The sequence below is a fragment of the Desulfuromonas sp. CSMB_57 genome, assembly GCF_020194955.2.
Taxonomy (GTDB): domain Bacteria; phylum Desulfobacterota; class Desulfuromonadia; order Desulfuromonadales; family Syntrophotaleaceae; genus JAFCIY02.
In genome coordinates this window covers 1-21,458 of sequence record NZ_JAFCIY020000026.1, presented here as the reverse complement: position 1 = coordinate 21,458, position 21,458 = coordinate 1, and the positions used below count along the sequence as shown (strand labels likewise).

Below are 21,458 nucleotides of genomic sequence, written 5' to 3'. Positions count from 1 at the left end.
CCTCTTGCTCGGCATTTATTTATTGACGGTAAACCATTGCCCGGCAGCGGCGTCCAAGTCAACAAAGGAAGCGATACCGGCAGCCTTCCCGGTTGCCCTCTGGACATGGTCGGGATTCGGACAGTTCCGAAGATCTTTTCGACCGCACGACACGCTGAATTTAGACAAAAGGATGGCCATGATGAAAAAGCTCCTCGTATTGCTGCTGCTCGCCGCCGGTACCTCGACAGCCCACGCCGGCAACGTGAATGTGGATCTCGGCATCCGCATCGGCAACCCCTATCCGCCGCCGGTGGTGGTGGCTCCCGCGCCGGTGGTCGTAGCCCAACCGCCTCTGTTTTTGGCCCCGCCGGGCTACGGGTTCTATGTGGCCGTAGGGGTGCCCTTCGACATGTTCTGGGTGCAGGGCACCTACTATTCCTACCATAACCGGCAATGGTATCGTTCCCCCTATTACCAGGGGCCCTGGTACAAAGTTGCGCCCCGCCATCTGCCCCCGGGACTGGCCCGGCGACGCCACCGTGACCTGGTCCGCATCCGGGATGCGGAATACCTGCGCTACCGAAAAGCTCCGCATCGTTACCATGGACAGCATTACCGCCCGGCACCGGGGCCATACCGGGGACAGCATGACCGGGGCCGCTCCGAACCGGGGCGTCACCATCCCGGATCGAGGGGCGATCACGGCAGACGTGGGCGCTGACCCTGCCAAGTCGCTGCGGGAACTGTCCAACTTATCAAACAGGCTCTCTGAACCGGGACCCGGGAGTTGAATAACCGGGTCCCTGATTTTTTGCCGGTGCATATACTCAGATCGACATCATGATTGCCATTTTTTCAGGCACCTTCCTCATCGTGCTGCTCGCCATTCACCATACGATTCGATCCGACTTTTTTCCCAGCGACCAGCTCGACCACCATCCTTTCAAGAACCATCGCCCTTGTTTCCATCCCATTTGAGTTTTCTCCGGGCGCCGGACAAACCGCCCCCCTTCCCGGATTCGACAGCAAAAACTAAAATTCTAAATAAATTCATGTTTTTTAGAAAAAATTTCAATAAATTACATTAGGTTTTATCGATCCGGTGGCCATGTCAAAAACCTCCCGGAGAAAGTACCAGCCGCCCCCTGATGAACCCCTGGAACATGGACGAGCTTTTTTTCAGGGCCGAAGGAAAACTGGTCCGATGCCTGCAAGCTCTGTTTCTGGTATCACCCAGGCAACACTTACAGCCCCGCGGCTCAAAGGAGACCCCAACATGACGGAAATTACGGAAGCCGAGTTGGTTTTACTGGAAGATGCCGCCCGACAACTGGGCACCACCCCTGTCAATGTCCTGCTGCATGTCAAACGCGGCCGTCTCGCGGGCCGGGAAGATCAAGGCATCTGGCGAATTGAATCCGCCAGCCTCCAGCAACTGCGACAAACCCTGGAGGCGGCACAAGCCCCCTCCGGAGCCGCGGAATGCCGTCCCGCCTGCCACCACGGCAAAGCCTGCGGCGGCTGTCATGAATGATGGCGCCGCAAAAAGTCCGCCCTACGGCGTTCGATCTTGGAGGATGCCATGAACATCACCATCAAACCTTCCGATCTCTGGTATCGTTACCCGCGCAACAAAGCGACCCGGGACTTGCCCCGGTTTTCGGGCAAGCCGGATGCAGCACCCTTTGACCGCAACAATCTCTACGAAGTGGTTCCCATGCTCGAGGCGGTCATGGCTGCCCTCCAGACCCGGGAACAAGGCATTCTGCGGGAATTGGAGGAACTGCTGAACAGCGTCTTGCCCGTCTGCCTCGTGACGCGGGAGGAGGTATACGATTTTTTGCTGGAGTCGATGCGAGAAGTCTTGCGACAGGATGTGTAGGCATGCGGGAAATCAAGGCTGATCTGTGGGATTGGCACAACCGCGCCGTCATCGTCATTACCACCGGCGGCCAGGTCGACCGCCGCGGCGCGGCGGTGATGTTGCGGGGCTGCGCCCGCCAGGCGCGGGATCGCTTTCCGGATCTGGCATTGCACCTTGGCGCTTTGCTCAAGGCCGCAGGCAACGTGGTGCACGAACTCGGCGGTGGCGTGGTCAGCTTTCCGGTTGAGAACAGCCCTTTCGAGGTGCCGGATGTCCGGCTCATCGAACGATCCTGCCGGCAATTGCGAGACCTGACGGATCGCCGATGCTGGCCGCTGGTGGTTCTGCCACGGCCCGGTTGCGGCGCAGGAGGGTTATCCTGGAAAGAGGTTCAACCGGTGCTGACCCGCCATCTGGACGACCGTTTCGTAGTCGTCTGTCAGCCCAACAAACATGGCAGCTGATTCACCTCAACCCTGCCATTTTTCAAGCTTGCCGACCGGTTCGCGTTTTCCCTCGATATCGTCAAGCCGATGAACGGCCTTTTTCAATTCGTCCAACAACAGCAGTTTTTCACTTTCAATGCCGGGATGGACCGTTCCGGAAAGAAGTCGTTCCAGATTGCGTGCAGTCTCAGCCACTTTTTCCAGGGCCTGCAGACGATCATCGGACATTGCCATATTCAGCCTGCCTTTCTGGTCTTGAGGGTTCACTGCCTTCCAAGCTGCCCATCACCCTGCATCTTATTTATAGCTGAAGCCACCGGCATTGCAAGTTTGGCCGACCTGCCTGCCCGGCACCAAATAACCCTCGCGGGCCGACCGTCGTTCCCATCGCGGAAGGCAAGCGTCCCTGTTATCCTTCAAGGAAAATGCCCCTTCCGATCGGAAGGGGCATTTCGGTTCAGCAACGAAGTTGGCGGCAGGTGATAAAAACGAATGGTTCAATAACCTTTGCGGGCCCGTTCCTCGCGCTCTTTGCGTTCCTGCTCGGCCAGACACAGGGTGGCCACCGGCCTTGCCTCCAACCGTTTCACGCCGATGGGCTCATCGCTGGCCTCACAATATCCATAGGAGCCATCGGCGATGCGCTCGAGGGCTTCATCGATTTTGCGAATCAGCTTCCGCGCCCGGTCCCGGGAACGCAATTCGAATGCCCGATCGGCCGATTGCACACCGGAATCCAGGGGATCGGCTTCCGGTTCCGGTTCCTGACGCATGCGCTCCAAAGCCTGATTGGATTCCGCCAGCAGTTCACCCCTCCAACGCAGCAACTTGCGCCGAAAATATTCCCGCTGACGGGCATTCATATAAGGTTCATCTTCGTTTGGACGATAGTTTTCGTCCCAATCCAAATCCGTATTGCTCATGACACCTCCTGTTTGATTTTATATCGCAGCTGAGCCCGTTTCGCAAGTCATGTCCGAATGATGGCTGTTGCGGGCATCTTTCAGGAAGTCAAGCAGGCGCCCCTCCTGGTGCATTCCAATTGGCGACATCGCCCAAGTCCGCCAATCCAGAACTCCCTGGCCAAGGTAGTATAAAGTTGGATGCGCCCCTGGTCAATGCAGCTTCCCCTTCCCGATTGGCTTCGGCGGCACCTGGCCGGAGATGAACACCCTCCGCGCAGGCCGGGATTTGTCGCCTGCCTGCCCATGCAAGAAGTTAAATTCATTCCTCATTTCTTGCATATTTGCTGCAAATTTGTCTGCTATCCATGCTCCCGAAGCCAATCCCCATCTCTTTCAACGTCGAACCGGAAAGGACACCACCATGTTGGCCCTGTCTCGAATTCTGCGCGGCCTGATCCTGCTGATCGCATGGGTGGTTCTGCTGGGGCGCCTGGCTCAGTCCGGAGAAATCCTCCCGAACTCGAGCCTGCCTCTGTCCCTGGAACAAGCGGTCACGTTGGCGCTGCTCCATAATCAGGATTTTCGCATCGCCGCGACCCAAAAGGAGGGGGCTGAAATCACCGTCCGTCAACGCCGGGACCAGTTCCTGCCTGAAATCACCGGCAGTGCCGGCCTCCATGGTCGCCACAATCAGGGCGACAGCGGTTCCCAGCGGAACTACCATCAGCTGACTACCGACCTCTCCGCACGCCTGAATCTATTCAACGGCTTCGGCGATCGCGCCGCCCTCGCCGCAGCCCGGTTTAACCTGCTGGCGCAGGATCATGCCCTCGACCGCGCCGGCCAACAGGTGATATTCGATACAGTCAGTGCATATCTGACAGCGGTCCAGGCCCGCGAGCAGATCCGGGTTGCCGAAGCCAACCTGGAGGACAATCGTACTCTACTGGAACAGATTCAGGCCTTTCACCGCGCTGGACGACGCCCCGTTACCGATGTCTATCGCCAACAGGCGGAAACGGCCAAGGCCGAGGCGGATTTGCTGAGTCTCAAACGCAGCGATGAAATCAGCCGCCTGACCCTGCTGCGGATTCTCGGCGTTCCGGCTACGGTAAGCATCGAGGTGGCAATGCCCCAGCATCCGCTGCTCGTAACCGAACCGGACACGAATCGCGCAACGATGCTGGCCGCTGCCCTGGCCAACCGGCCGGACCTGCTGGCCCAACAACGCGACCTGGCCGCCGCGGGCGAACAAATCCGGGTGGCGCGATCCGCGGCCTATCCGTCCCTGGACCTGGTGGCGGGCGTCGGCTCCGGGTACAACAGCCGCAACCGAACCGGTTTCGGCAGCCAGTACGATCATGACAACCTGTACGGTTCGGCCGGCCTGACTCTGTCGGTACCCATTTTCGATCGCAACCTGGCCCGGCATCAGGTTTCCCAGGCGCGTATCGGCGAACAGGCTTCCAGACTGGTTCTGGAACGTCTGCTGCGGCAGGTAGAGGTCGAGATCGGGCGTGCCCTGGCCGACTATCAGAATGCCCGCGATCAGGTAACCGTGGCCGCCGCCCAGGCCGCCTATGGGAGGGAGGCGCTGCATTCCACGGAACAACGTTATCGGGTCGGCGCCGCCACCCTGACGGATCTGACGGATGCCCGCAGCACCCTGGTCAGCGCCCGTTATGCGGAAATCGCGGCCCACATGGAACAGATGCGACAAACCATCGCCATCGCCTACCATCGGGGCGAACTCGACGCCGCCCCCTTTCTGAAGGAGCTTTCGGAATGAAACCTGTCATGAAAACCCGGCCACGCTGGCAGAAAATCGGGCTGCTGCTGGGCACCCTGTTGGTGCTGTTGGCGGCGACGCGCTGGTTGACAAGGGCCGGGGACCGCGCCCCCGACACAAGCGGTTTCCAGACCGCGATGGTGACCCGCGACACCCTCATCGACAGCGTTTCCTGCACCGGCACCCTGAAGGCCGTCGGCACGGTGGAGGTCGGTACCCAGGTTTCGGGCACCATCGAACGGGTGTTGGTGGATTACAACCATCGGGTTCGCAAGGGCCAGGTGCTGGCCGAGCTGGATACCGCCCTGTTCCAGGCCGCCGTGGATAAATCGAGCGCCGATTTGCGCCGTGCCGAAGCCCTGCTCGCCAAGGCCCGGGTGGAATTCCAGCGGCACCGGCCGCTGCTGGCCGAAGGGCATCTGTCGGCCCAGGAGTTCCTCGGCTATGAAACCGCCCTGGCCACCGCTGAAGCCGACCTGCAGTCGTCCCGGGCCGCCCTGAAACAGGCCGAAACCAACCTGCGTTATGCCCGGATCCGCTCCCCCATCGACGGCACCGTCATCGAACGGCAGATTGAGGCCGGCCAGACCGTGGCGGCGAGTTTTTCAACCCCGACCCTGTTTCTCATCGCCGAGGACCTGGCCCGCATGGAAATCCAGACCGACGTGGATGAGAGCGACATCGGTCTGATCCGGCCGGGGCAGAAGGTGATCTTCACGGTCCAGGCCTATCCGGAACGCAAGTTCAACGGCGCCGTAAGCCAGATCCGCCTCAATCCCACCGAAACCTCCAATGTGGTGACCTATACCGTCATTGTCGAAGCCCCCAATCCGGACGGCCTGCTGCTGCCGGGCATGACGGCCACCGCCGACTTTATCGTGAGCCGGACCGAGAATGCCCTGCTGGTCCCCAATGCAGCGTTGCAATTTGCGCCCAACGACGCGGAACCTGGCCCCGAACCGTCTGTGACCCTCCTCAGGCGCGGACAGGCACCGCTGCGGGTGACGGTGGAAACGGGTCATTCCGATGGCGCCCGCACCGTAATCCTGGGCGGTACCGTCGCCGCCGGAGATCGGGTCATCATCGGTCGAAGGATGGATTCCGCCGGCCGCAAAAACCGCAACGGCAACAACCTGTTTTCGAAATTGATGCCGCGCCCGCCCCGGCGCGGTCCCGGACCCGGTCCGGGCAACCCCTGATCTGCCTGCGAAGGTGCCCATGGCTCTTATCCGGTTAAGACAGATTTGCAAAACTTTCCGCCTCGGCGACAGTGAGGTTCACGCCCTGAATCACGTGGACCTGGACATCGGCGCCGGCGAATTTCTGGCCATCATCGGGGCATCCGGTTCCGGCAAATCGACTCTGATGAATGTTCTGGGCTGCCTCGACCAGGCTGACAGCGGTGAATATGTTCTGGAGAACAGCGCCGTCCAGCAATTGAATGCCCGCCAACTGGCCGCAATCCGCAACCGCCGCATCGGATTTGTCTTTCAAGGCTTCAACCTGCTGCCGCGCACCAGCGCCCTGGAGAACGTCATGCTGCCCCTGGTCTATGCCCGCGACGGAGCATCGGGCCCCTCCCCCGTCCAACGCGCCCGCCTGGCCTTGCAACGGGTCGGTCTGCAAGACCGAATGCACCACGAACCGAGCCAACTCTCCGGCGGCCAGCAACAACGGGTGGCCATCGCCCGGGCGCTCATCAACAATCCGGCCATCATCCTGGCCGACGAACCCACCGGAAACCTCGACAGCCGCACCACCCTCGAAGTGTTGGCGCTGTTCCAGTCCCTCAACAACAGCGGCATCACCATCATCCTGGTGACCCATGAAACCGACGTCGCCGAGCATGCCAGGCGCATCATCGAAATGCAGGACGGGACCATCATTCAGGATCGCCCGGTAGGCCGGCGACGCATCGCCCCGGGGCCGAGACCGACCGCTTCCGCAGAGGGGGTTCAACCATGAAATGGCAGATCCTGACCGTCGTGGCCCTGCGCAGCATCGCCAAAAATCGCCTGCGCAGCCTGTTGACCATGCTCGGCATCATCATCGGGGTCGGCTCCGTCATCGCCCTGCTGGCTTTGGGCCAGGGCTCCCAGAAAGACATCGCCGCCGATATCGATGCCTTGGGCACCAACCTGATCATCATCATGCCCGACAGCACCGCCACCGGCGGGGTGCGCGGCGGCGCCGGCACCTCTTCCAGCCTGTCCCTGGCCGACGTCGACGCCATCCTGGCCGATTGCCCGGCGGTCCGTTACGTATCGCCGGAAATCCGTCTCAGCGAACAGATCATCGCCGGCAACCGCAACTGGAATTCCGCCGTGCGCGGCGTGTCCCCCACCTTCCGGCAGATCCGTAATTACCGCCTCGCCAACGGAGCCTTTTTCTCGGATCGGGAGGTTCAGTCCAAAGCCAAGGTCGCCCTGCTCGGCGCCACCGTGGCCGAAGAATTGTTTCCCGGCCAGGATCCCGTCGGCGCGCGCATTCGGATTCGCAACGTACCCTTTACGGTCATCGGCGTCCTGGCGGCCAAGGGCCAGACCGGCATGGGCGCCGATCAGGACGATCTGCTGCTGATTCCGTCCACCACCGCCCTCTATCGCCTGTCGGACGGCAAAACCGTCCGCGGCCTTCTGGCCAGCGCCGTATCCGCCGACCAGATCGACACCGCCAAAACCCAGATCACCGCCGCCCTGCGCCGCGCCCACCGGTTGCGCGACGGCCAACCGGACGACTTTTCCCTTCGCGATCAAACCGAGATCGGCACTATGGCCAGTCAGGTCACCACCACCCTGACCCTGCTGCTCAGCGCCATAGCCGGGGTTTCCCTGCTGGTCGGCGGCATCGGCGTCATGAACATCATGCTGGTCTCGGTTACGGAACGCACCCGGGAAATCGGCATCCGCTTGGCGGTGGGTGCCCGCTCCGGCGATATCCTGGTCCAATTTCTCATCGAAGCCGTCATCCTCTGTCTGTGCGGCGGTATCATCGGCGCGCTGTCCGGCCTCGGCATCGCCTACAGCCTGGGTCACATCATGGGCAGCAGCGTCGTGCTCAGCCCCCTCGTCATTCTCCTCAGCGTCGGCTTCACCCTCGCCGTCGGCGTCTTTTTCGGCTTCTATCCGGCCCGTAAAGCCGCCGGTCTGAATCCCATCGAGGCGTTACGTTACGAGTAAACATAATGGGTTACAGACCAACGCCATATTGCCATAAAAAGCCTGCCTGGCGGGAAGTCCGCTTGGCCTGACACTGCCAAGTTTCCTGAATTAACGGTGGATCCGGCAAACCTCGTCCGGAGGCTCGCAACCACATACAACATCCTCACAGCTATCAGGCAGTTGAAGCGAGCACTGCTCAGGGAGCGCTCCATGGAAGGCCGTGAAAAAGCGACCGACCTCGGCGTGAAATTTGTCCCCAAATCGAAACCGGCCAAGCACGGGATGGCATTCCCCAGCATTCCCCAGTCGCGGAATCCCCCACACCTCCAGCAGAATCCAGCTCAAAATTCCCGCAGAGCGCTCATTCCATAGTCGAAACCTTGACCTTTTGACATTATTATTTTCATAAAAAATTGAAAACTAACAGTCATTAATCAGACATTGACTATTAGCGTTCAGACATGATAAAAGTGTTTTTATTTTTAATATTTTTTCGCCAAGTAAATTTTTTCAATATTTTTCAATAAGTTACCAGCCACCCCGGCCCTGAAATGAACGAGGAGGGAATCACCATGTTCAAAAAACACGTTGTCTTTCTGCCGATTCTTGCCCTGCTGCTTGGCTGCCCCTCAAAGGCGAGAGAAATTCTACCGCCCGACTGGGGCTACGAAAAAGCAGCCATCCAACTGAAGTTCTCCGGAGATGCCAATCTCAACCTGTACCGCAACCGCTCCCATTCCATGGTGGTCTGCGTCTATCACCTGCGTGACTTAGGCGCCTTCAACCAGATGACCGAGGAGCGCTCCGGTCTGTCTTCCCTGCTGGAATGCAATCGCTTTGACCCCAGCGTGACCTATGCCCGCCGGGTGGTGGTGCAACCAAACCGCACCACCTTGGAAATTCTGGATCGCACCGAGGGCGCGAAATACCTGGGTATCATTGCCGGGTATTACAACCTGGATAAAACCACCTCGGTTCGTTACTACCCCTTCCCCGTAGCCGAAGAAAAAATCAAACGGACCCTGATCCAAACACCGTCCAAGATGAATCTTGAACTCCACTTCGGACCCCAGGGCATTGTCGATTCGGAACCGGCTCCCCAGGCAAAGGTGAAACCATGATCGTATCGCAACCGCTTTTCTGGCACCCAGGCATTTACCTGCAACCCCAACATCTGCAACTGTCGGACCGTTTTTCCCAGGGCCTGCTTGCTCCTTTCCAGCACTACCTGGTACCCGGATTTTGGGGTGTGGGCGCCATGAAAATTCTCCGGGAAGCGCTGGGCACCCGAACCTTTAAACTGGCAGCGGGAGAGTTTCTGTTTCCCGACGGCACCTTTGTCTGCCTGCCGCAAAATGCCGTCGCCACCACCCGGATTTTCGACGACGCGTGGCTGGAGGGAGGGAAACCCGTCACCGTCTATCTGGGACTGAAGAAATGGAACGACGACGGCATCAACGTGACCACCCAGTCGGCCATGGAAAACGTCGGCGCCGTCCATACGCGCTTTGTGGCCCTGAAAGAACCGGAGGCATTTCCGGACCTGCATGGCGACGGTGCCGACGGACTGGTAAAACGCATGCATTTCGTTCTGAAAATTTTTTGGGACCAAGAATTGCCGCAGCTTGGGGATTATGAGCTCATTCCCATCGCTCGCCTGGAACGATTCGGCGCCGAAGTGCGCCTGGCCGATGAATTCATTCCGCCCTGCCTGACCTTCTCCGCGGCCGACAGCCTGAAACGGCTGGTCGAGGAAATCCGTGATCAGGTCTCGGCTCGGGCCAACCAGCTCGAGGAGCATAAAAGCAGACGCGGAGTACAAACGGCCGAGTTCGGCTCGCGGGACATGGTCTACTTCCTGGCCCTGCGCTCCATCAACCGCTATGTGCCGCTGCTGTTCCAGTACACCCAGACCGGCCGGGTCCACCCCTGGCATCTGTATGGTGTATTGCGGCAACTGGTCGGCGAACTGAGTTGTTTTTCCGAGGGGGTCGGTGTCCTTGGCGACGCCGGGCGGGAAGGTTCTCCTTTGCCCGATTACGACCATGGCCAGCTCTGGAAATGTTTTGCCGCCGCCCAGGACATGATCTCCCATCTGCTGGACGATATCACCGCCGGACCGGAATATGTCATGCGGCTGGTGCATGACGGCACCTACTATGCAGCCTCTCTCAAGCCGGCCATCTTCGAAGGCCGCAACCGTTTCTACCTGGCCGTTCGTGCCGATGCCGATCCCAAACTGATCCTGCATGCCCTGGAGCACACGGCCAAGCTCAGTTCCCGGGAAAGCCTCGATGTGCTGGTCACCCAGGCACTGCCCGGGGTGCCTCTGCAGTACCTCCAAGTTCCCCCCCAGGAACTGCCGCGCCGGGCGCACACCCTGTATTTTGCCATTCACCACCACGACGAACAGTGGGAAACGGTCGCGAAAAATCATTCCCTGGCCCTGTTCTGGCACAATCCGCCGGAAGATCTGGCCGTGGAATTGATGGTTGTCGGGAGATAAGACCATGCATCTGAGTGATTGCTTCATGGATATATTCGCCTATGTCTCCTGCTTCGCCAAATCGGTGGAGGTCAGGCAGCCCGATTACCACGATGTCAGGGAACAGATTCGAAACCTGTTCGCCGCCAGCGAAAAACTGGCCGCCGAAAACGGTATCGACGGGAATGATTTCGATCAGGCCCGCTTCGCCCTCTGCGCCTGGGTCGATGAAAAACTGCTCAGCGCCAACTGGCAGCAGAAAAGCTACTGGATGAAGGACCAGTTGCAACGCAGCCATTACAACACCACCGATGCCGGAGAAGAATTTTTCACCCGTCTCGAAGCCCTCGGTCTGCACCAGCGTGAAGTACGTGAAATCTACTATCTGTGCCTGGCACTGGGGTTCACCGGCCGCCACTGCCGCCCGGGCGATGAATACCACCTGCAGCAGATCCGCATCGCCAACCTGAAACTGCTGCTGGGCAGTTCCGTCGGCTTGCCGCCCCTGGATCGTACCGACCTGTTTCCCGAAGCCTGGCCGACCGTGGCGGAACGAAGCAGACCGAGAAAAAGACGCGCCTTCGATGCCATGAGCATGATCTGCCTGGTCGCCCCGGTGCTGCTTTTCGGCCTGCTTTATCTCATTTACCGCTTCACTCTCAACGGCGTTGCCGACAATTTCCTGAAAACGGTGGTCAACTGAAATGAAAGAGAGCATCCGGAAATTCTTCAAGCTGTTCCTCCTGATCGCGGCCGTCATGCTACTGCTGTTTTTGGCTGTCGGAACGGTACTGGTGTTGGGCTGGCCCTGGTGGGTCGGCGGGTTCCTGTTGCTGCTCGCGGCGGGTCTGTGGATCGGCGGGTTCTTCCTGCATAAGCTCTGGCGGCGACGCCGGGAAGAGAATTTCGTCAAGGATATGTGCGAACAGGACGAAGCCCGGATCCGCGCCGCATCGGCTCAGGAAAAGAACGAGCTCAAGGAACTTCAACAGCGCTGGAAATCGGCCATCCAACGACTGCGGTCCTCGCACCTGAGAAAACTGGGTAATCCGCTGTACGTTCTGCCTTGGTACATGGTCATCGGCGAAAGTGGTTCGGGCAAGACCACTTCCCTCAACAGCGCGCGCATCGCCTCGCCCTTTGCCGATACGGACCGGGTACAGGGTATTGCCGGAACCAGGCAATGCGACTGGTATTTTTTCGAGCAGGCCATCCTCATCGATACGGCCGGACGCTACACCATGCCGGTCAATGGCGAACAGGATCAGTCCGAATGGCGAAAATTCCTGGCCATGCTCCTGCGTTACCGTCGGCGTGAACCCCTCAACGGCCTGATCGTCACCGTTGCCGCCGATCGACTGCTGGCCGGGAATCGGGAGGAACTGGAAAAGGACGGCCTGACGATTCGCAAGCGCATCGATGAATTGATGCGGACCATGGGCGTGCGCATTCCCGTCTATGTGCTGGTAACCAAGTGCGACCTGGTCCACGGCATCAATCGGTTTTGCGAAAGCCTGCCCGAAAAGAGCCTTAATCAGCCCATGGGCATCATCAACCAGGAGCTCTCCTTAAAGGTCGAATCTTTTGTCGATGACGCCGTCAGGACCATCGACGAGCGGCTGCGCAACCTGCGTCTGCAGTTGCTGCACAGTACCGAAAAGGCCGACTTCGATTCGGCTCTGCTATTGTTCCCGGAGGAATTCGCCAAAGTCCGGGAAGGGCTGGTCTCCTTCATGACCAGTGCCTTTCGAGACAATCCCTACCAGGAAACCCCCGCCCTCCGCGGACTGTTTTTCAGCAGCGGCAGACAGGAGGGTCAGCCACGCTCCCACTTCACGGCCACCCTGGAACACGGCGAGCCTGCCAGCCCCCTGCCGGGCACCAGCAAAGGTCTTTTTCTGCATGACTTTTTTGCCGCCGTTCTGCCCCGGGACCGAGCCCTGTTGAGCCCGACGCGACGCGCCCTCGAATGGCGCGCCCTGACCGGCAACCTCGGCCTGACGGCATGGGTGCTGCTCGGCGTCGCCGTCTGCGGGCTGTTGAGTTTTTCCTTCATCCGCAATCTGACAACCGTTCGCGAAATCTCCCAGGAATTCACCCGGCCGGCCATGACCGACAGTGATGCCGCCGTGCGCCTGGCCAACGGCCAACGGTTTCTTGAGCAAATTCTCCTGGTCGAAGAGAAGAATCGCCATTGGTGGCTCCCCAGGTTCGGCCTGAACGCCAGCATAAGGGTGGAAGAGTCCCTTAAACGCAGCTATTGTCGGCAGTTTCGGCAGGCCATCCTGGAGCCTTTCAACCGCCGCCTGACCACCACTCAGGCGGCCATGAATCCGGCCACGGCGGACGAACTGTTTGCACGGCATGTCGTTCATGAAATGCGCCGCATCCATCTCATCAAAGCCCGACTGGCAGGCCAGGGGCTTCAGGGCCTTCTGGACCTGCCCCACCCGCCGACCGGAATAGAAAGTATTGCGGGCGATGGTGTGTCGGATGCCGAAAGCCATCTGTCATCCCTTTACCATCGCTATCTGCTTTGGGAGACCGACCAGAATCTTCTCACCGGCGATCTGGTCGACCTGCAGGCACGACTCAACCGGTTGCTCGCCCTCAAGGGCAACCATCTGCGATGGCTGGCAACCTGGGTCAATACCCAATGCGGCCTGCCGGCAGTATCCCTGCAGGATTTCTGGGGCGGCAGTCTGAGTATTCCGGATGAACCCATCGTACCCCCGGCATTTACGCGTCAGGGCAAAAAAACTCTCGACGAGTTACTGGCAGAACTGGCCGGCGCCACCACGGATCCGCACGGACTGAGCCCATCGGTCGGCGAACTGGAAAGCTGGTACCGCAACGCGGCGCTGGCAGCCTGGCATCAATTTGCCGCCAATTTTGGCCAAGGGCGCCAGCGGCTTCGGGGCCCTCGCGAATGGCAACCGCTGGCCGCACGCATGGCCGGGGACGAGGGCCCTTACTTCAAACTGCTCAACACCCTGGCCATGGAACTTGAACCCCTTGCCACCACCGCGGCGGTACCCGCCTGGCTGCAACAGGTCTACCAGTACCAGGCGGTTCGCGCCCAAAGCATTGTTCAGGACAGCGGAGCCCTGGCCAAAGCCGCCAGCGGCGGCGGAAAAATTGTCGCCACCTTGCGGCGCAATGTGGGCCGTGAAGCTGCGGCGGAAGCCTTGGAAACCCACCTGGCGGGCGGCAAGGCACTCCAGACCTACCGCCGGGCATTGGCCTCCATGGCCGCCGCGACGGAATCCCGGGGCCAGGTCTTTGACCTGATGACCCAGACCTTCCGCCAGGACCATGGCTCAGGGGACAATGCCGTTTACGTTGCATCCGCGGCGGGCTCGGAACTTTCCCGTCGCCTCGGCAGCAATCAGAATGATCAGACCATAGCCAATCTGGTGTCCGGCCCCTTCGATTTTCTCTGGGATTACTCCCGTCGAGAAAGCGCCTGCCAACTCCAATCGCTGTGGGAGGAACAGGTTCTGGCAGGGACCGTGGGCATGTCTCCGGAACAGGCCATGCCGGAGTTGGTGGGTCCAAACGGTCTGGTCTGGCGCTTCGTGCAAGGTCCGGCCGCGCCTTTCGTACAAGGCGGTCGCGCAGGCTACGGCGCCCGCCAGGCTCTCGGAAACAGTCTGCCGCTGGAAAGCGCCTTGTTCACCTTTTTGCGCCGGGGCAACCTGACCCAGGCCACGGTGCGCTCCATGGAGCGTCCGCGCAGTTTCAACGTAGGCATCCAGGGACTCCCCACCAATGCCAACGCCAATGCTCTTTTTAAGCCTCACGCCACCCGTCTGGAACTGCAGTGCGGCAACGCCGGCCAAAGCCTGGTGAATAACAATTATCCCGTCAGCCGAACCTTCTCCTATGCGCCCGACCATTGCGGGGACACCATTCTGCAGATTGAGGTAGGCGACGTGCTGCTCTCCCGCCATTACTCCGGACCCCAGGGCTTTACCGACTTTCTCAAGGATATGCGCGGCGGCAGCCGAACCTTCCGGCCGGCCGAATTCCCGGGCGAACGTCAGGCCCTGGCGCGCTTGGGCGTTACTTCCATCACGGTCAACTACCGGTTTACCGGTACTGGGCCGATTCTCCAACAGACCGCCACCCTGACAGGTCAGGCGCCAAGGAGCATTGCACAGTGTTGGGACCAATAGAGAATGCGCAGAAATGGAAATGGGCCGCTTTCGGCAAACATCCGGCGGCCGGCGACTATTTCCGACTGGGAGAAAAATCCCCCTTTTTCTCCGGGCTGTTTCATTGGATGGAAACCGGTTATCAGCAGCTGGTTTCCGAAAAGGGCGGCAAACCCGATTTCTGCTCCTGGCGTTTCTGGGCCCGGGAAGCCGGCAAGGATTCTCTGGTCTGCGGCGTCATCCGGGTCAGCAGCGACAGCTTCGGCCGTCCCTTTCCATTAGCCGTTACCGGCGCCGGCCCCTTGAAGAATTGGCAGAAAAACCGTCATCTGCTGCCCTTTGCCTGCGAAAAAACCTGGTGCCAGATTGAATATCTGGCCGCGCATCTGTTTCCCGACCTGCAGAAAATGGAAGAACAGATGCACAACATCAAACCGCCGGACGGCGACTGGACAGCACTGGCGGCCCAGTGTCGGGCCCTCAATGAAATCGGATCACCGCTGGATCCCTTTGCTTCCTTTCCCGATTTACGGGAACTGCGAAAAACCGCGCACGCCAGCACTGACCGGGGCGAAATTCTCGTCGCCCTGGACCGCGGTCCCTGTAACGACAAGATCGTGCGGGTCGGTCTTTGGCATTGGCTGTTCAAGGAAGCCTCCAGCCAGGTACCCAATGCCATGTTCATGGGCGGCACTCTGGACAAAGCCTACCTGGCCCTGTTTAACCGGCCATTGAAACCTGCCGATTTCTCCATCTTGTGGTCCATCCCGGCTTCAGGGACCCGCTATCCCGTCATCGGAACGGAGTTTTCCATGGATATTTCCGAACTTGCCAAACAACCCATAAACGCCGAAAAACCCGCAGGCAGCGACATCCGCTACGATCCGGATTTCGACGCCCTGCAGACGGAAATCGACAAACTCGCTTCTCCGGCCCTGGCCGGCTCCATCAACTGGGAAAAGATCGGACGCCTGGCCGCCGATATCCTGATGCACAAATCCAAGGACCTGCTGGTGGCCAGCTACCTGGCGGTGTCCCTGTTGCATACGCGCCGCAATGACGGTTTCGCCGTCGGCCTGAAACTTTACCTGGACTTGTGCGAACAATTCTGGGAAGGCTTGTTTCCGGCCCGCGAACGGATGCGGGGCCGGGTGCGCGCCGTTGAATGGTGGCTGGAAAAAACCGAAGCCGCCCTGCAGCAGGCGGGGGACTTGTCCTTCCCGTCGCAGCAAATCGCCCTTATCAAAGATAACCTGTCGCGCCTGGAGATCTTCCTGGCCGAGCACCTGGAATTAGCGCCGGGACTCGGTGCCCTGAAAGAATATTTCTGCAATCCGAGTCTGGTTGCCACAGCCGGCCAGGCAAGCACCGCCCTCAGGCCTGCAACCCCTGAAAACCGTACACCGGAAACCGTCCCGACCCCAACGGCTCAGCCGGCCCCGCCGGCCCAGAGAACCGTTCCTGAAGAGTCCCCCCCTGCATCCGTTCAGGACGCCGCCGAGGTCCTGCAGGAAGGCCTGCGAAAAATCAGCGAAAGCGCCTACCTCCTGTTCCAGAAGGACCCCGCCGCCGCCCTGCCCTACCGCCTGGCCCGTCAGGCACACTGGCATGCGGTGGAAACCCTGCCGCCGGCCAATAACGGCAGAACCCGGATTCCGGCGCCAGCGGCCCAGGAAAAGAATCTGTTGTTCGACCTACGCAACAACAGCGAGGCGGAAGCACTGCTCAAGGCGGCAGAAGCACGCCTGGGCCTGTATATATTCTGGCTCGACCTCAATCGTCTCGCGGCCGAAGCCCTGTCCCGGCTCGGCAGCCGCTTCGAAGAAGCTCACCAGACCGTGTGTCAGGAGACCGCTTTCCTCCTGCAACGCCTGCCCGGCCTCGAGAATCTGACCTTTGCCGACGGAACGCCCTTCGCCACACCGGAAACCCGGCAATGGCTCGCCGGGCTCACGTTCCGGCAGGCGCCGGCCTTGGGTCCGGCAACCCAGATCGAAGGCGAGACCGCAACGGACATGGCCGCCGAAAGCGCCGCGATTCACCAGTTAATGCAACAGAACAAATTGGTGGAAGCCATGGAAGCCTTGCAGCAGAAACTGCGCAACTGCACGTCCCAGAGGGAAAAGCTGCTCTGGCGGCTGACCTTGTCCGAAATGATGGTCAACGTGGGCAAACCCAAGCTCGCCCTGCCCCACCTGGATCAGGTTCTGCGCGATCTGGATCGCTTTAAGCTGGAAGAATACGACCCCGGCCTGGCCATGAAAAGCCTCAAGCTGACCTGGTTCGTCTTCGACAGCCAACCGGAAGTCCGCTTCAAGGATTTGGCCACGGACGTCCTCCATCGCATCGGTCGACTTGACATGCCGGAAATGGTGCGACTGGCCAACGGCTGATCTCAATTACACACTCACAACGCCTGACAAAAGGAGTCGAAAATGGCCAAGGATCCAACCGTAGCCCCCAAGGAACGCGTGAATATCGTTTACAAACCGTCCCTCAACGACGCCCAGGAAGAGGTGGAACTGCCCTTGAAAACACTCGTCATGGGCGACTTTACCGGCGCCCCCGGCGATGAACCCATCGAAAAGCGCCTGCCGGCCAACGTGGACAAGGACAATTTCGATGAAATTCTCAAGGCCCAGAACATCTCCCTGAATTTCAACGTGCCCAACCGGCTCGCCCCCGAAAACAGCGAGGAATTGAACGTCAATCTGAACATCCAGTCCATGAAGGATTTCTCGCCCGACGCCCTCGTCGCGCAGGTTCCCGAACTGAAAAAATTGCTGGAACTGCGCGAGGCCCTGCGCGCCCTGAAGGGACCCTTGTCCAACGTGCCGGAATTCCGCAAAAAGATCCAGGAACTGATCAAGGATGACAACGCCCGCCAACGCATCCTGGCCGAAATCGGCCTGGCCTCGGAAGGAGAGCAACAATGAGCAACGAACAGCAAACCGCTCAACAGCCGGAAGCCACTACCCTGGAGCAGGGCTCTCTGCTGGAGGAAATCGTCCAAGCCACCCGGCTGCAACCGGCCGACGAAGCCTATTCCATCACCCGCAAGGGCGTCCAGGCGCTTATCGCCCAATTGCTCGAACCCGGACAGACCACGCCCAACGTATCCAAAGCCGGACTGGATGGCATGATCGCCGAAATCGACCGCAAACTGAGCAGCCAGGTCGACGAAATTCTGCATCATGCCAGTTTCCAGAAGCTGGAATCCGCCTGGCGCTCTCTGGCCTTTCTGGTGGACCGCACCGATTTCCGGGAAAACATCAAAATCGAAATTCTCCATGTCACCAAGGACGAGCTCCTCGAGGATTTCGAAGATGCCCCGGAGGTACCGAAATCAGGGCTCTATAAAACCGTCTACACCAGCGAATACGGTCAGTTCGGCGGCAAACCCTACGGCGCCCTCATCGGCAACTACGAATTCGACGCCGGCCCCCAGGACATGCGCCTGCTGCAGCACACCGCCGCCGTGGCCGCCATGTCCCACACCCCTTTTATTGCCGCCGTCGCCCCCAAATTCTTCGGCGTCGACGACTACAATCCCCTGCCCAATCTCAAGGACATCAAATCCATCCTGGAAGGCCCCCAGTACATCAAGTGGCAATCCTTCCGCGAATCGGAAGACGCCCGATACGTGGGTCTGACCCTGCCCCGCTTCCTGCTGCGCCTGCCCTACGGTCCTGAAACGCAGCCGGTCAAGACCTTCAACTACCAGGAAAACGTATCCGCCAGCCACGAACACTACACATGGGGCAACGCCGCCTTCGCCTTCGCTTCCCGTTTGACCGACAGCTTTGCCGATTATCGCTGGTGCGCCAACATCATCGGTCCCCAGGGCGGCGGCGCGGTGGAAGACCTGCCTCTGCACCAATACGAAGCCATGGGCGCCATCCAGACCAAGATTCCCACGGAAGTCCTCATTTCCGAACGCCGCGAATTCGAGTTGGCCGAAGAAGGCTTCATTGCCCTGACCATGCGCAAGGGCAGCGACAACGCCGCCTTCTTCTCCGCCAATTCCGTACAGAAACCCAAATACTTCGGCATCAGCAAGGAAGGCAAGGAAGCCGAACTCAACTACAAACTCGGCCTGCAGCTGCCCTACATGTTCATCATCAGCCGCCTGGCCCACTACCTCAAGGTCATTCAGCGCGAAAACATCGGCACCTGGAAGGAACGCGTCGATCTGGAACTGGAACTCAACAACTGGATCCGCCAGTACGTCTCCGACATGGATAACCCCATGCCCGGAGTCCGCAGCCGTCGTCCTCTGCGTCAGGCGCAGATCGGCGTCGAGGAAGTTGCAGGCGAACCGGGCTGGTATCGCGTCTCCCTCAAGGTGCGTCCTCATTTCAAATACATGGGGGCGTATTTCACCCTGTCGCTGGTCGGCAAGCTGGATAAGGAGACGCAGGGATGAATTGGCCCGCGCCATTAGCTTAGGCTTGGCATTCTGAAACAAACTTTCAGGAAATCTTGCATTAGTCCTAAAAAATTTTCCACAGTAATTCTAATTATATTTAATATTTTAAATACTACAAAGTCACCAAACCGCCACTAGGCGGGTTAAACCCCCAACAAAAGGAGGAAAAACACCATGGCAATGCCAGCGCACCTCACCCTTACCGGAGAAAAACAAGGCAAAATCGACGGTTCCTGCGAAATGCAGGGGCGGGAAAAGACCATCATGGTCTATGGCATGACCCACGATGTCACCATCCCCCGCAGCCCGACAGACGGACTGGCCACTGGCAAACGAGTACATGGCGCCCTGACCATCACCAAGGAGTTCGATCAGAGTTCACCCAAACTCTACCAGGCCTTGTGCACCGGGGAACACCTGAAAGACGTCACCATCAAGTGGTACCGCATCACCAAACAGGGCACCGAAGAGCACTATTTCACCCATGTCTTGGAAGACGCCATCATTGTCAGCATCAACCCGTCCATGCCCAACACCCTAGTAGTGGCCAATGAACACTTCCGCCACATGGAAACAGTCTCCTTTACCTACAAAAAGATTAAGTGGACCTGGGAACCGACCGGCATTGAATCGGAAGATTCCTGGGCAGCACCAAGTTAATTCCTATTTGCACGCCATATGCGCCAGTTACTGAATAGCCTTTATAATCAAGGAGGTTTTGTAGTGGCAGATAATTTTTACACATATTTCAAAACAAACATGGAAGCAATGGGTCTTTCTGCACCAAAAGAGTTGTTTGGCACATTTGAGAAATCTATTGGGGCGGCCTTTGCAATCTCGAAAGCTGTTGAAACTTATGGAACAAAAGTCACAATTGGCGAGTTGATCGGAGCAGGAACAATTGCTGAGGGCCTCGGTACAATGGTCACTGTTGCTGCAGCTTACTACTTAGGTGCTGTATTGGGCAGCATTGCTATTGCAACTGGACAATCATTATCTGGTGGGGCAACCATTGCAGATGTATTGTATCTTGCAGAAAAACATAAAATTTCTAGAAGCTGGGTTCCTGAATTTATCGCCAATGGTTGGGTAGTTATACCATGAAAATCAAAGATTTCAGCCTACTTCTTTCAACTGGAGTTATTTGTTCAATACTTGCCTGGATATATTGGCATTATACTGGGGTCTATGGTGATCGAATACTATTAACAGGCATAGTAATAGCTCAGTTTTTGGAAAACAGACATCTGAAAAAGAAGTTTGCGGACCGGCATCAGTCTAAGTGAGATCGAATAAGCACGATTAATATCTTTCAGAATGTCGTGATCTGGAATAACAAGTTACCTAAAAGGAGGAATCCGACCATGGCAATGCCCGCACATCTTACACTCATCGGAGAAAAACAAGGCAAGATCGACGGTTCGTGCGAAATGCAGGGGCGGGAAAACACCATTCTGGTATATGGAATGACCCATGACGTCAACATCCCCCGCAGCCCGACAGACGGACTGGCCACCGGCAAAAGGGTACATGGCGCGCTGACCATCACCAAGGAATTCGACCAGAGTTCGCCGAAACTCTATCAGGCCCTGTGCACAGGCGAGCATCTCAAAAACGTCGCCATCAAGTGGTACCGCATCAGCAAACAGGGCACCGAAGAACACTACTTCACCCATGTCTTGGAAGACGCCATCATTGTCAGCATCAGCCCGTCCATGCCCAACACCCTGATAGCGGCCAACGAACCCTTCCGCCACATGGAAACAGTCTCCTTTGCCTTCAAAAAAATAAAATGGACTTGGGAGCCGACCGGCATCGAATCAGAAGATTCTTGGGCGGCACCCAGGTAAATCGAAAGCGACGCCCTCCTTCAACGCAAGGAGGGCGTCCACAAAATTCGGACCCGAAATGTGAAAAGGAGAAGTTACTATTCAGCGCCCTCACGGGAATCGCCGTAGCGTCGAAGGTAGTGCCTCAAGGCAACTCCTACCCCGCCATTCCGTTATGTATTTGGCCGAAACCCAGATTTTTCCTGGGTCCCCGACAAAACTACTCGGGGATGACGATATTTGGTAGCGTGGTGAATAATTAAAAAATATTTTCAGATAATTTACGGAGTTCAAACTTAATGTACGAACAACGATTGACCGAGCGCCTGCGCTCGCAGGACCAGGAACCGATGCGGCGCGGCAAACAAAGCCGCAAACGCTGCATCGATTCGGTGGTGGCGCATCTGCAGT

At 58.5% G+C, this 21,458-nt stretch carries 20 protein-coding genes; 18 read left to right on the top strand and 2 right to left on the bottom strand.

Annotated features, from left to right (window positions below; genetic code table 11):
• Positions 1 to 178 precede the first annotated feature (178 nt).
• The 4 genes from JQN68_RS08245 (at position 179) to JQN68_RS08230 (ending at position 2,310) form a co-directional block, all read left to right on the top strand.
• Positions 179 to 703 carry a hypothetical protein gene (locus JQN68_RS08245; RefSeq protein WP_225071907.1) on the top strand — a complete coding sequence of 175 codons (525 nt, stop codon included), beginning with the start codon at positions 179 to 181 and terminating at the stop codon, positions 701 to 703.
• A 555-nt stretch (positions 704 to 1,258) separates the two neighbouring features.
• Complete coding sequence (locus tag JQN68_RS08240; protein ID WP_225071908.1) at positions 1,259 to 1,516, top strand: hypothetical protein; 258 nt, start codon at positions 1,259 to 1,261, stop codon at positions 1,514 to 1,516.
• 48 nt (positions 1,517 to 1,564) lie between these two features.
• The gene (locus tag JQN68_RS08235; RefSeq protein WP_225071909.1) at positions 1,565 to 1,864 is read left to right on the top strand and encodes a hypothetical protein; all 300 of its coding nucleotides are present in this window, start codon (positions 1,565 to 1,567) and stop codon (positions 1,862 to 1,864) included.
• A 2-nt stretch (positions 1,865 to 1,866) separates the two neighbouring features.
• Positions 1,867 to 2,310: a macro domain-containing protein gene (locus JQN68_RS08230; protein WP_225071910.1), complete on the top strand. Its 444-nt coding sequence runs from the start codon at positions 1,867 to 1,869 to the stop codon at positions 2,308 to 2,310.
• 6 nt (positions 2,311 to 2,316) lie between these two features.
• Here JQN68_RS08230 and JQN68_RS08225 read toward each other — a convergent pair whose 3' ends face one another.
• Together JQN68_RS08225 and dksA are read right to left on the bottom strand one after the other, a co-directional pair.
• Complete coding sequence (locus tag JQN68_RS08225) at positions 2,317 to 2,526, bottom strand: hypothetical protein (RefSeq protein ID WP_225071911.1); 210 nt, start codon at positions 2,524 to 2,526, stop codon at positions 2,317 to 2,319.
• Between the two features lie 263 nt (positions 2,527 to 2,789).
• Positions 2,790 to 3,215: an RNA polymerase-binding protein DksA gene (dksA, locus tag JQN68_RS08220; protein WP_225071912.1), complete on the bottom strand. Its 426-nt coding sequence runs from the start codon at positions 3,213 to 3,215 to the stop codon at positions 2,790 to 2,792.
• Positions 3,216 to 3,618: 403 nt separating this feature from the next.
• On the opposite strand from dksA, the gene JQN68_RS08215 reads away from it, so the two are divergent.
• From JQN68_RS08215 to JQN68_RS08150, 14 genes are all read left to right on the top strand, one after another.
• Complete coding sequence (locus JQN68_RS08215) at positions 3,619 to 4,986, top strand: TolC family protein (protein ID WP_225071913.1); 1,368 nt, start codon at positions 3,619 to 3,621, stop codon at positions 4,984 to 4,986.
• Positions 4,983 to 6,185 carry an efflux RND transporter periplasmic adaptor subunit gene (locus JQN68_RS08210; RefSeq protein WP_225071914.1) on the top strand — a complete coding sequence of 401 codons (1,203 nt, stop codon included), beginning with the start codon at positions 4,983 to 4,985 and terminating at the stop codon, positions 6,183 to 6,185. Before JQN68_RS08215 ends, JQN68_RS08210 begins: the two co-directional genes overlap by 4 nt.
• A gap of 19 nt (positions 6,186 to 6,204) precedes the next feature.
• Positions 6,205 to 6,951 (top strand): ABC transporter ATP-binding protein, encoded by a 747-nt coding sequence (locus JQN68_RS08205; RefSeq protein WP_225071915.1) that lies wholly within the window; start codon positions 6,205 to 6,207, stop codon positions 6,949 to 6,951.
• A complete protein-coding gene (locus tag JQN68_RS08200; RefSeq protein ID WP_225071916.1) occupies positions 6,948 to 8,165 on the top strand; it encodes an ABC transporter permease in 1,218 nt (405 codons plus the stop codon). The genes JQN68_RS08205 and JQN68_RS08200 overlap by 4 nt, the downstream gene beginning before the upstream one ends.
• 554 nt (positions 8,166 to 8,719) lie before the next feature.
• Entirely contained in the window at positions 8,720 to 9,268 is a 549-nt protein-coding gene (gene tssJ, locus JQN68_RS08195) for a type VI secretion system lipoprotein TssJ (RefSeq protein ID WP_225071917.1), read from the top strand.
• Positions 9,265 to 10,653: a type VI secretion system baseplate subunit TssK gene (tssK, locus tag JQN68_RS08190; protein ID WP_225071918.1), complete on the top strand. Its 1,389-nt coding sequence runs from the start codon at positions 9,265 to 9,267 to the stop codon at positions 10,651 to 10,653. The genes tssJ and tssK overlap by 4 nt, the downstream gene beginning before the upstream one ends.
• A 4-nt stretch (positions 10,654 to 10,657) precedes the next feature.
• On the top strand, positions 10,658 to 11,335 hold the full coding sequence (locus JQN68_RS08185; protein ID WP_225071919.1) for a DotU family type IV/VI secretion system protein: 678 nt from the start codon (positions 10,658 to 10,660) through the stop codon (positions 11,333 to 11,335).
• Between the two features lies 1 nt (position 11,336).
• Positions 11,337 to 14,810 (top strand): type VI secretion protein IcmF/TssM N-terminal domain-containing protein, encoded by a 3,474-nt coding sequence (locus tag JQN68_RS08180; RefSeq protein ID WP_225071920.1) that lies wholly within the window; start codon positions 11,337 to 11,339, stop codon positions 14,808 to 14,810.
• Positions 14,795 to 17,182, top strand: a complete 2,388-nt coding sequence (tssA, locus tag JQN68_RS08175; protein WP_225071921.1) for a type VI secretion system protein TssA — start codon at positions 14,795 to 14,797, stop codon at positions 17,180 to 17,182. Before JQN68_RS08180 ends, tssA begins: the two co-directional genes overlap by 16 nt.
• A 42-nt stretch (positions 17,183 to 17,224) precedes the next feature.
• Positions 17,225 to 17,725 carry a type VI secretion system contractile sheath small subunit gene (gene tssB / locus JQN68_RS08170; RefSeq protein ID WP_225071922.1) on the top strand — a complete coding sequence of 167 codons (501 nt, stop codon included), beginning with the start codon at positions 17,225 to 17,227 and terminating at the stop codon, positions 17,723 to 17,725.
• A complete protein-coding gene (tssC, locus tag JQN68_RS08165; protein WP_225071923.1) occupies positions 17,722 to 19,215 on the top strand; it encodes a type VI secretion system contractile sheath large subunit in 1,494 nt (497 codons plus the stop codon). Before tssB ends, tssC begins: the two co-directional genes overlap by 4 nt.
• A 177-nt stretch (positions 19,216 to 19,392) precedes the next feature.
• On the top strand, positions 19,393 to 19,878 hold the full coding sequence (locus JQN68_RS08160) for an Hcp family type VI secretion system effector (protein WP_249621109.1): 486 nt from the start codon (positions 19,393 to 19,395) through the stop codon (positions 19,876 to 19,878).
• Positions 19,879 to 19,941: 63 nt separating this feature from the next.
• Positions 19,942 to 20,322 carry a hypothetical protein gene (locus JQN68_RS08155; RefSeq protein ID WP_225071932.1) on the top strand — a complete coding sequence of 127 codons (381 nt, stop codon included), beginning with the start codon at positions 19,942 to 19,944 and terminating at the stop codon, positions 20,320 to 20,322.
• A 260-nt stretch (positions 20,323 to 20,582) separates the two neighbouring features.
• Positions 20,583 to 21,068 (top strand): Hcp family type VI secretion system effector, encoded by a 486-nt coding sequence (locus JQN68_RS08150; RefSeq protein WP_225071933.1) that lies wholly within the window; start codon positions 20,583 to 20,585, stop codon positions 21,066 to 21,068.
• Positions 21,069 to 21,458: the final 390 nt, after the last annotated feature.

What these genes read in the sequence shown, in the direction of transcription:
- JQN68_RS08230 (WP_225071910.1), top strand. Translation starts at nt 1,867, where the DNA reads ATGCGGGAAATCAAGGCTGATCTGTGGGATTGGCACAACCGCGCCGTC.
- JQN68_RS08150 (WP_225071933.1), top strand. Translation starts at nt 20,583, where the DNA reads ATGGCAATGCCCGCACATCTTACACTCATCGGAGAAAAACAAGGCAAG.
- tssC (WP_225071923.1), top strand. Translation starts at nt 17,722, where the DNA reads ATGAGCAACGAACAGCAAACCGCTCAACAGCCGGAAGCCACTACCCTG.
- JQN68_RS08210 (WP_225071914.1), top strand. Translation starts at nt 4,983, where the DNA reads ATGAAACCTGTCATGAAAACCCGGCCACGCTGGCAGAAAATCGGGCTG.
- JQN68_RS08245 (WP_225071907.1), top strand. Translation starts at nt 179, where the DNA reads ATGATGAAAAAGCTCCTCGTATTGCTGCTGCTCGCCGCCGGTACCTCG.
- JQN68_RS08205 (WP_225071915.1), top strand. Translation starts at nt 6,205, where the DNA reads ATGGCTCTTATCCGGTTAAGACAGATTTGCAAAACTTTCCGCCTCGGC.
- dksA (WP_225071912.1), bottom strand. Translation starts at nt 3,215, where the DNA reads ATGAGCAATACGGATTTGGATTGGGACGAAAACTATCGTCCAAACGAA.
- JQN68_RS08185 (WP_225071919.1), top strand. Translation starts at nt 10,658, where the DNA reads ATGCATCTGAGTGATTGCTTCATGGATATATTCGCCTATGTCTCCTGC.
- JQN68_RS08240 (WP_225071908.1), top strand. Translation starts at nt 1,259, where the DNA reads ATGACGGAAATTACGGAAGCCGAGTTGGTTTTACTGGAAGATGCCGCC.
- JQN68_RS08180 (WP_225071920.1), top strand. Translation starts at nt 11,337, where the DNA reads ATGAAAGAGAGCATCCGGAAATTCTTCAAGCTGTTCCTCCTGATCGCG.
- JQN68_RS08225 (WP_225071911.1), bottom strand. Translation starts at nt 2,526, where the DNA reads ATGGCAATGTCCGATGATCGTCTGCAGGCCCTGGAAAAAGTGGCTGAG.
- JQN68_RS08215 (WP_225071913.1), top strand. Translation starts at nt 3,619, where the DNA reads ATGTTGGCCCTGTCTCGAATTCTGCGCGGCCTGATCCTGCTGATCGCA.
- tssK (WP_225071918.1), top strand. Translation starts at nt 9,265, where the DNA reads ATGATCGTATCGCAACCGCTTTTCTGGCACCCAGGCATTTACCTGCAA.
- tssB (WP_225071922.1), top strand. Translation starts at nt 17,225, where the DNA reads ATGGCCAAGGATCCAACCGTAGCCCCCAAGGAACGCGTGAATATCGTT.
- JQN68_RS08235 (WP_225071909.1), top strand. Translation starts at nt 1,565, where the DNA reads ATGAACATCACCATCAAACCTTCCGATCTCTGGTATCGTTACCCGCGC.
- tssJ (WP_225071917.1), top strand. Translation starts at nt 8,720, where the DNA reads ATGTTCAAAAAACACGTTGTCTTTCTGCCGATTCTTGCCCTGCTGCTT.
- JQN68_RS08200 (WP_225071916.1), top strand. Translation starts at nt 6,948, where the DNA reads ATGAAATGGCAGATCCTGACCGTCGTGGCCCTGCGCAGCATCGCCAAA.
- JQN68_RS08160 (WP_249621109.1), top strand. Translation starts at nt 19,393, where the DNA reads ATGGCAATGCCAGCGCACCTCACCCTTACCGGAGAAAAACAAGGCAAA.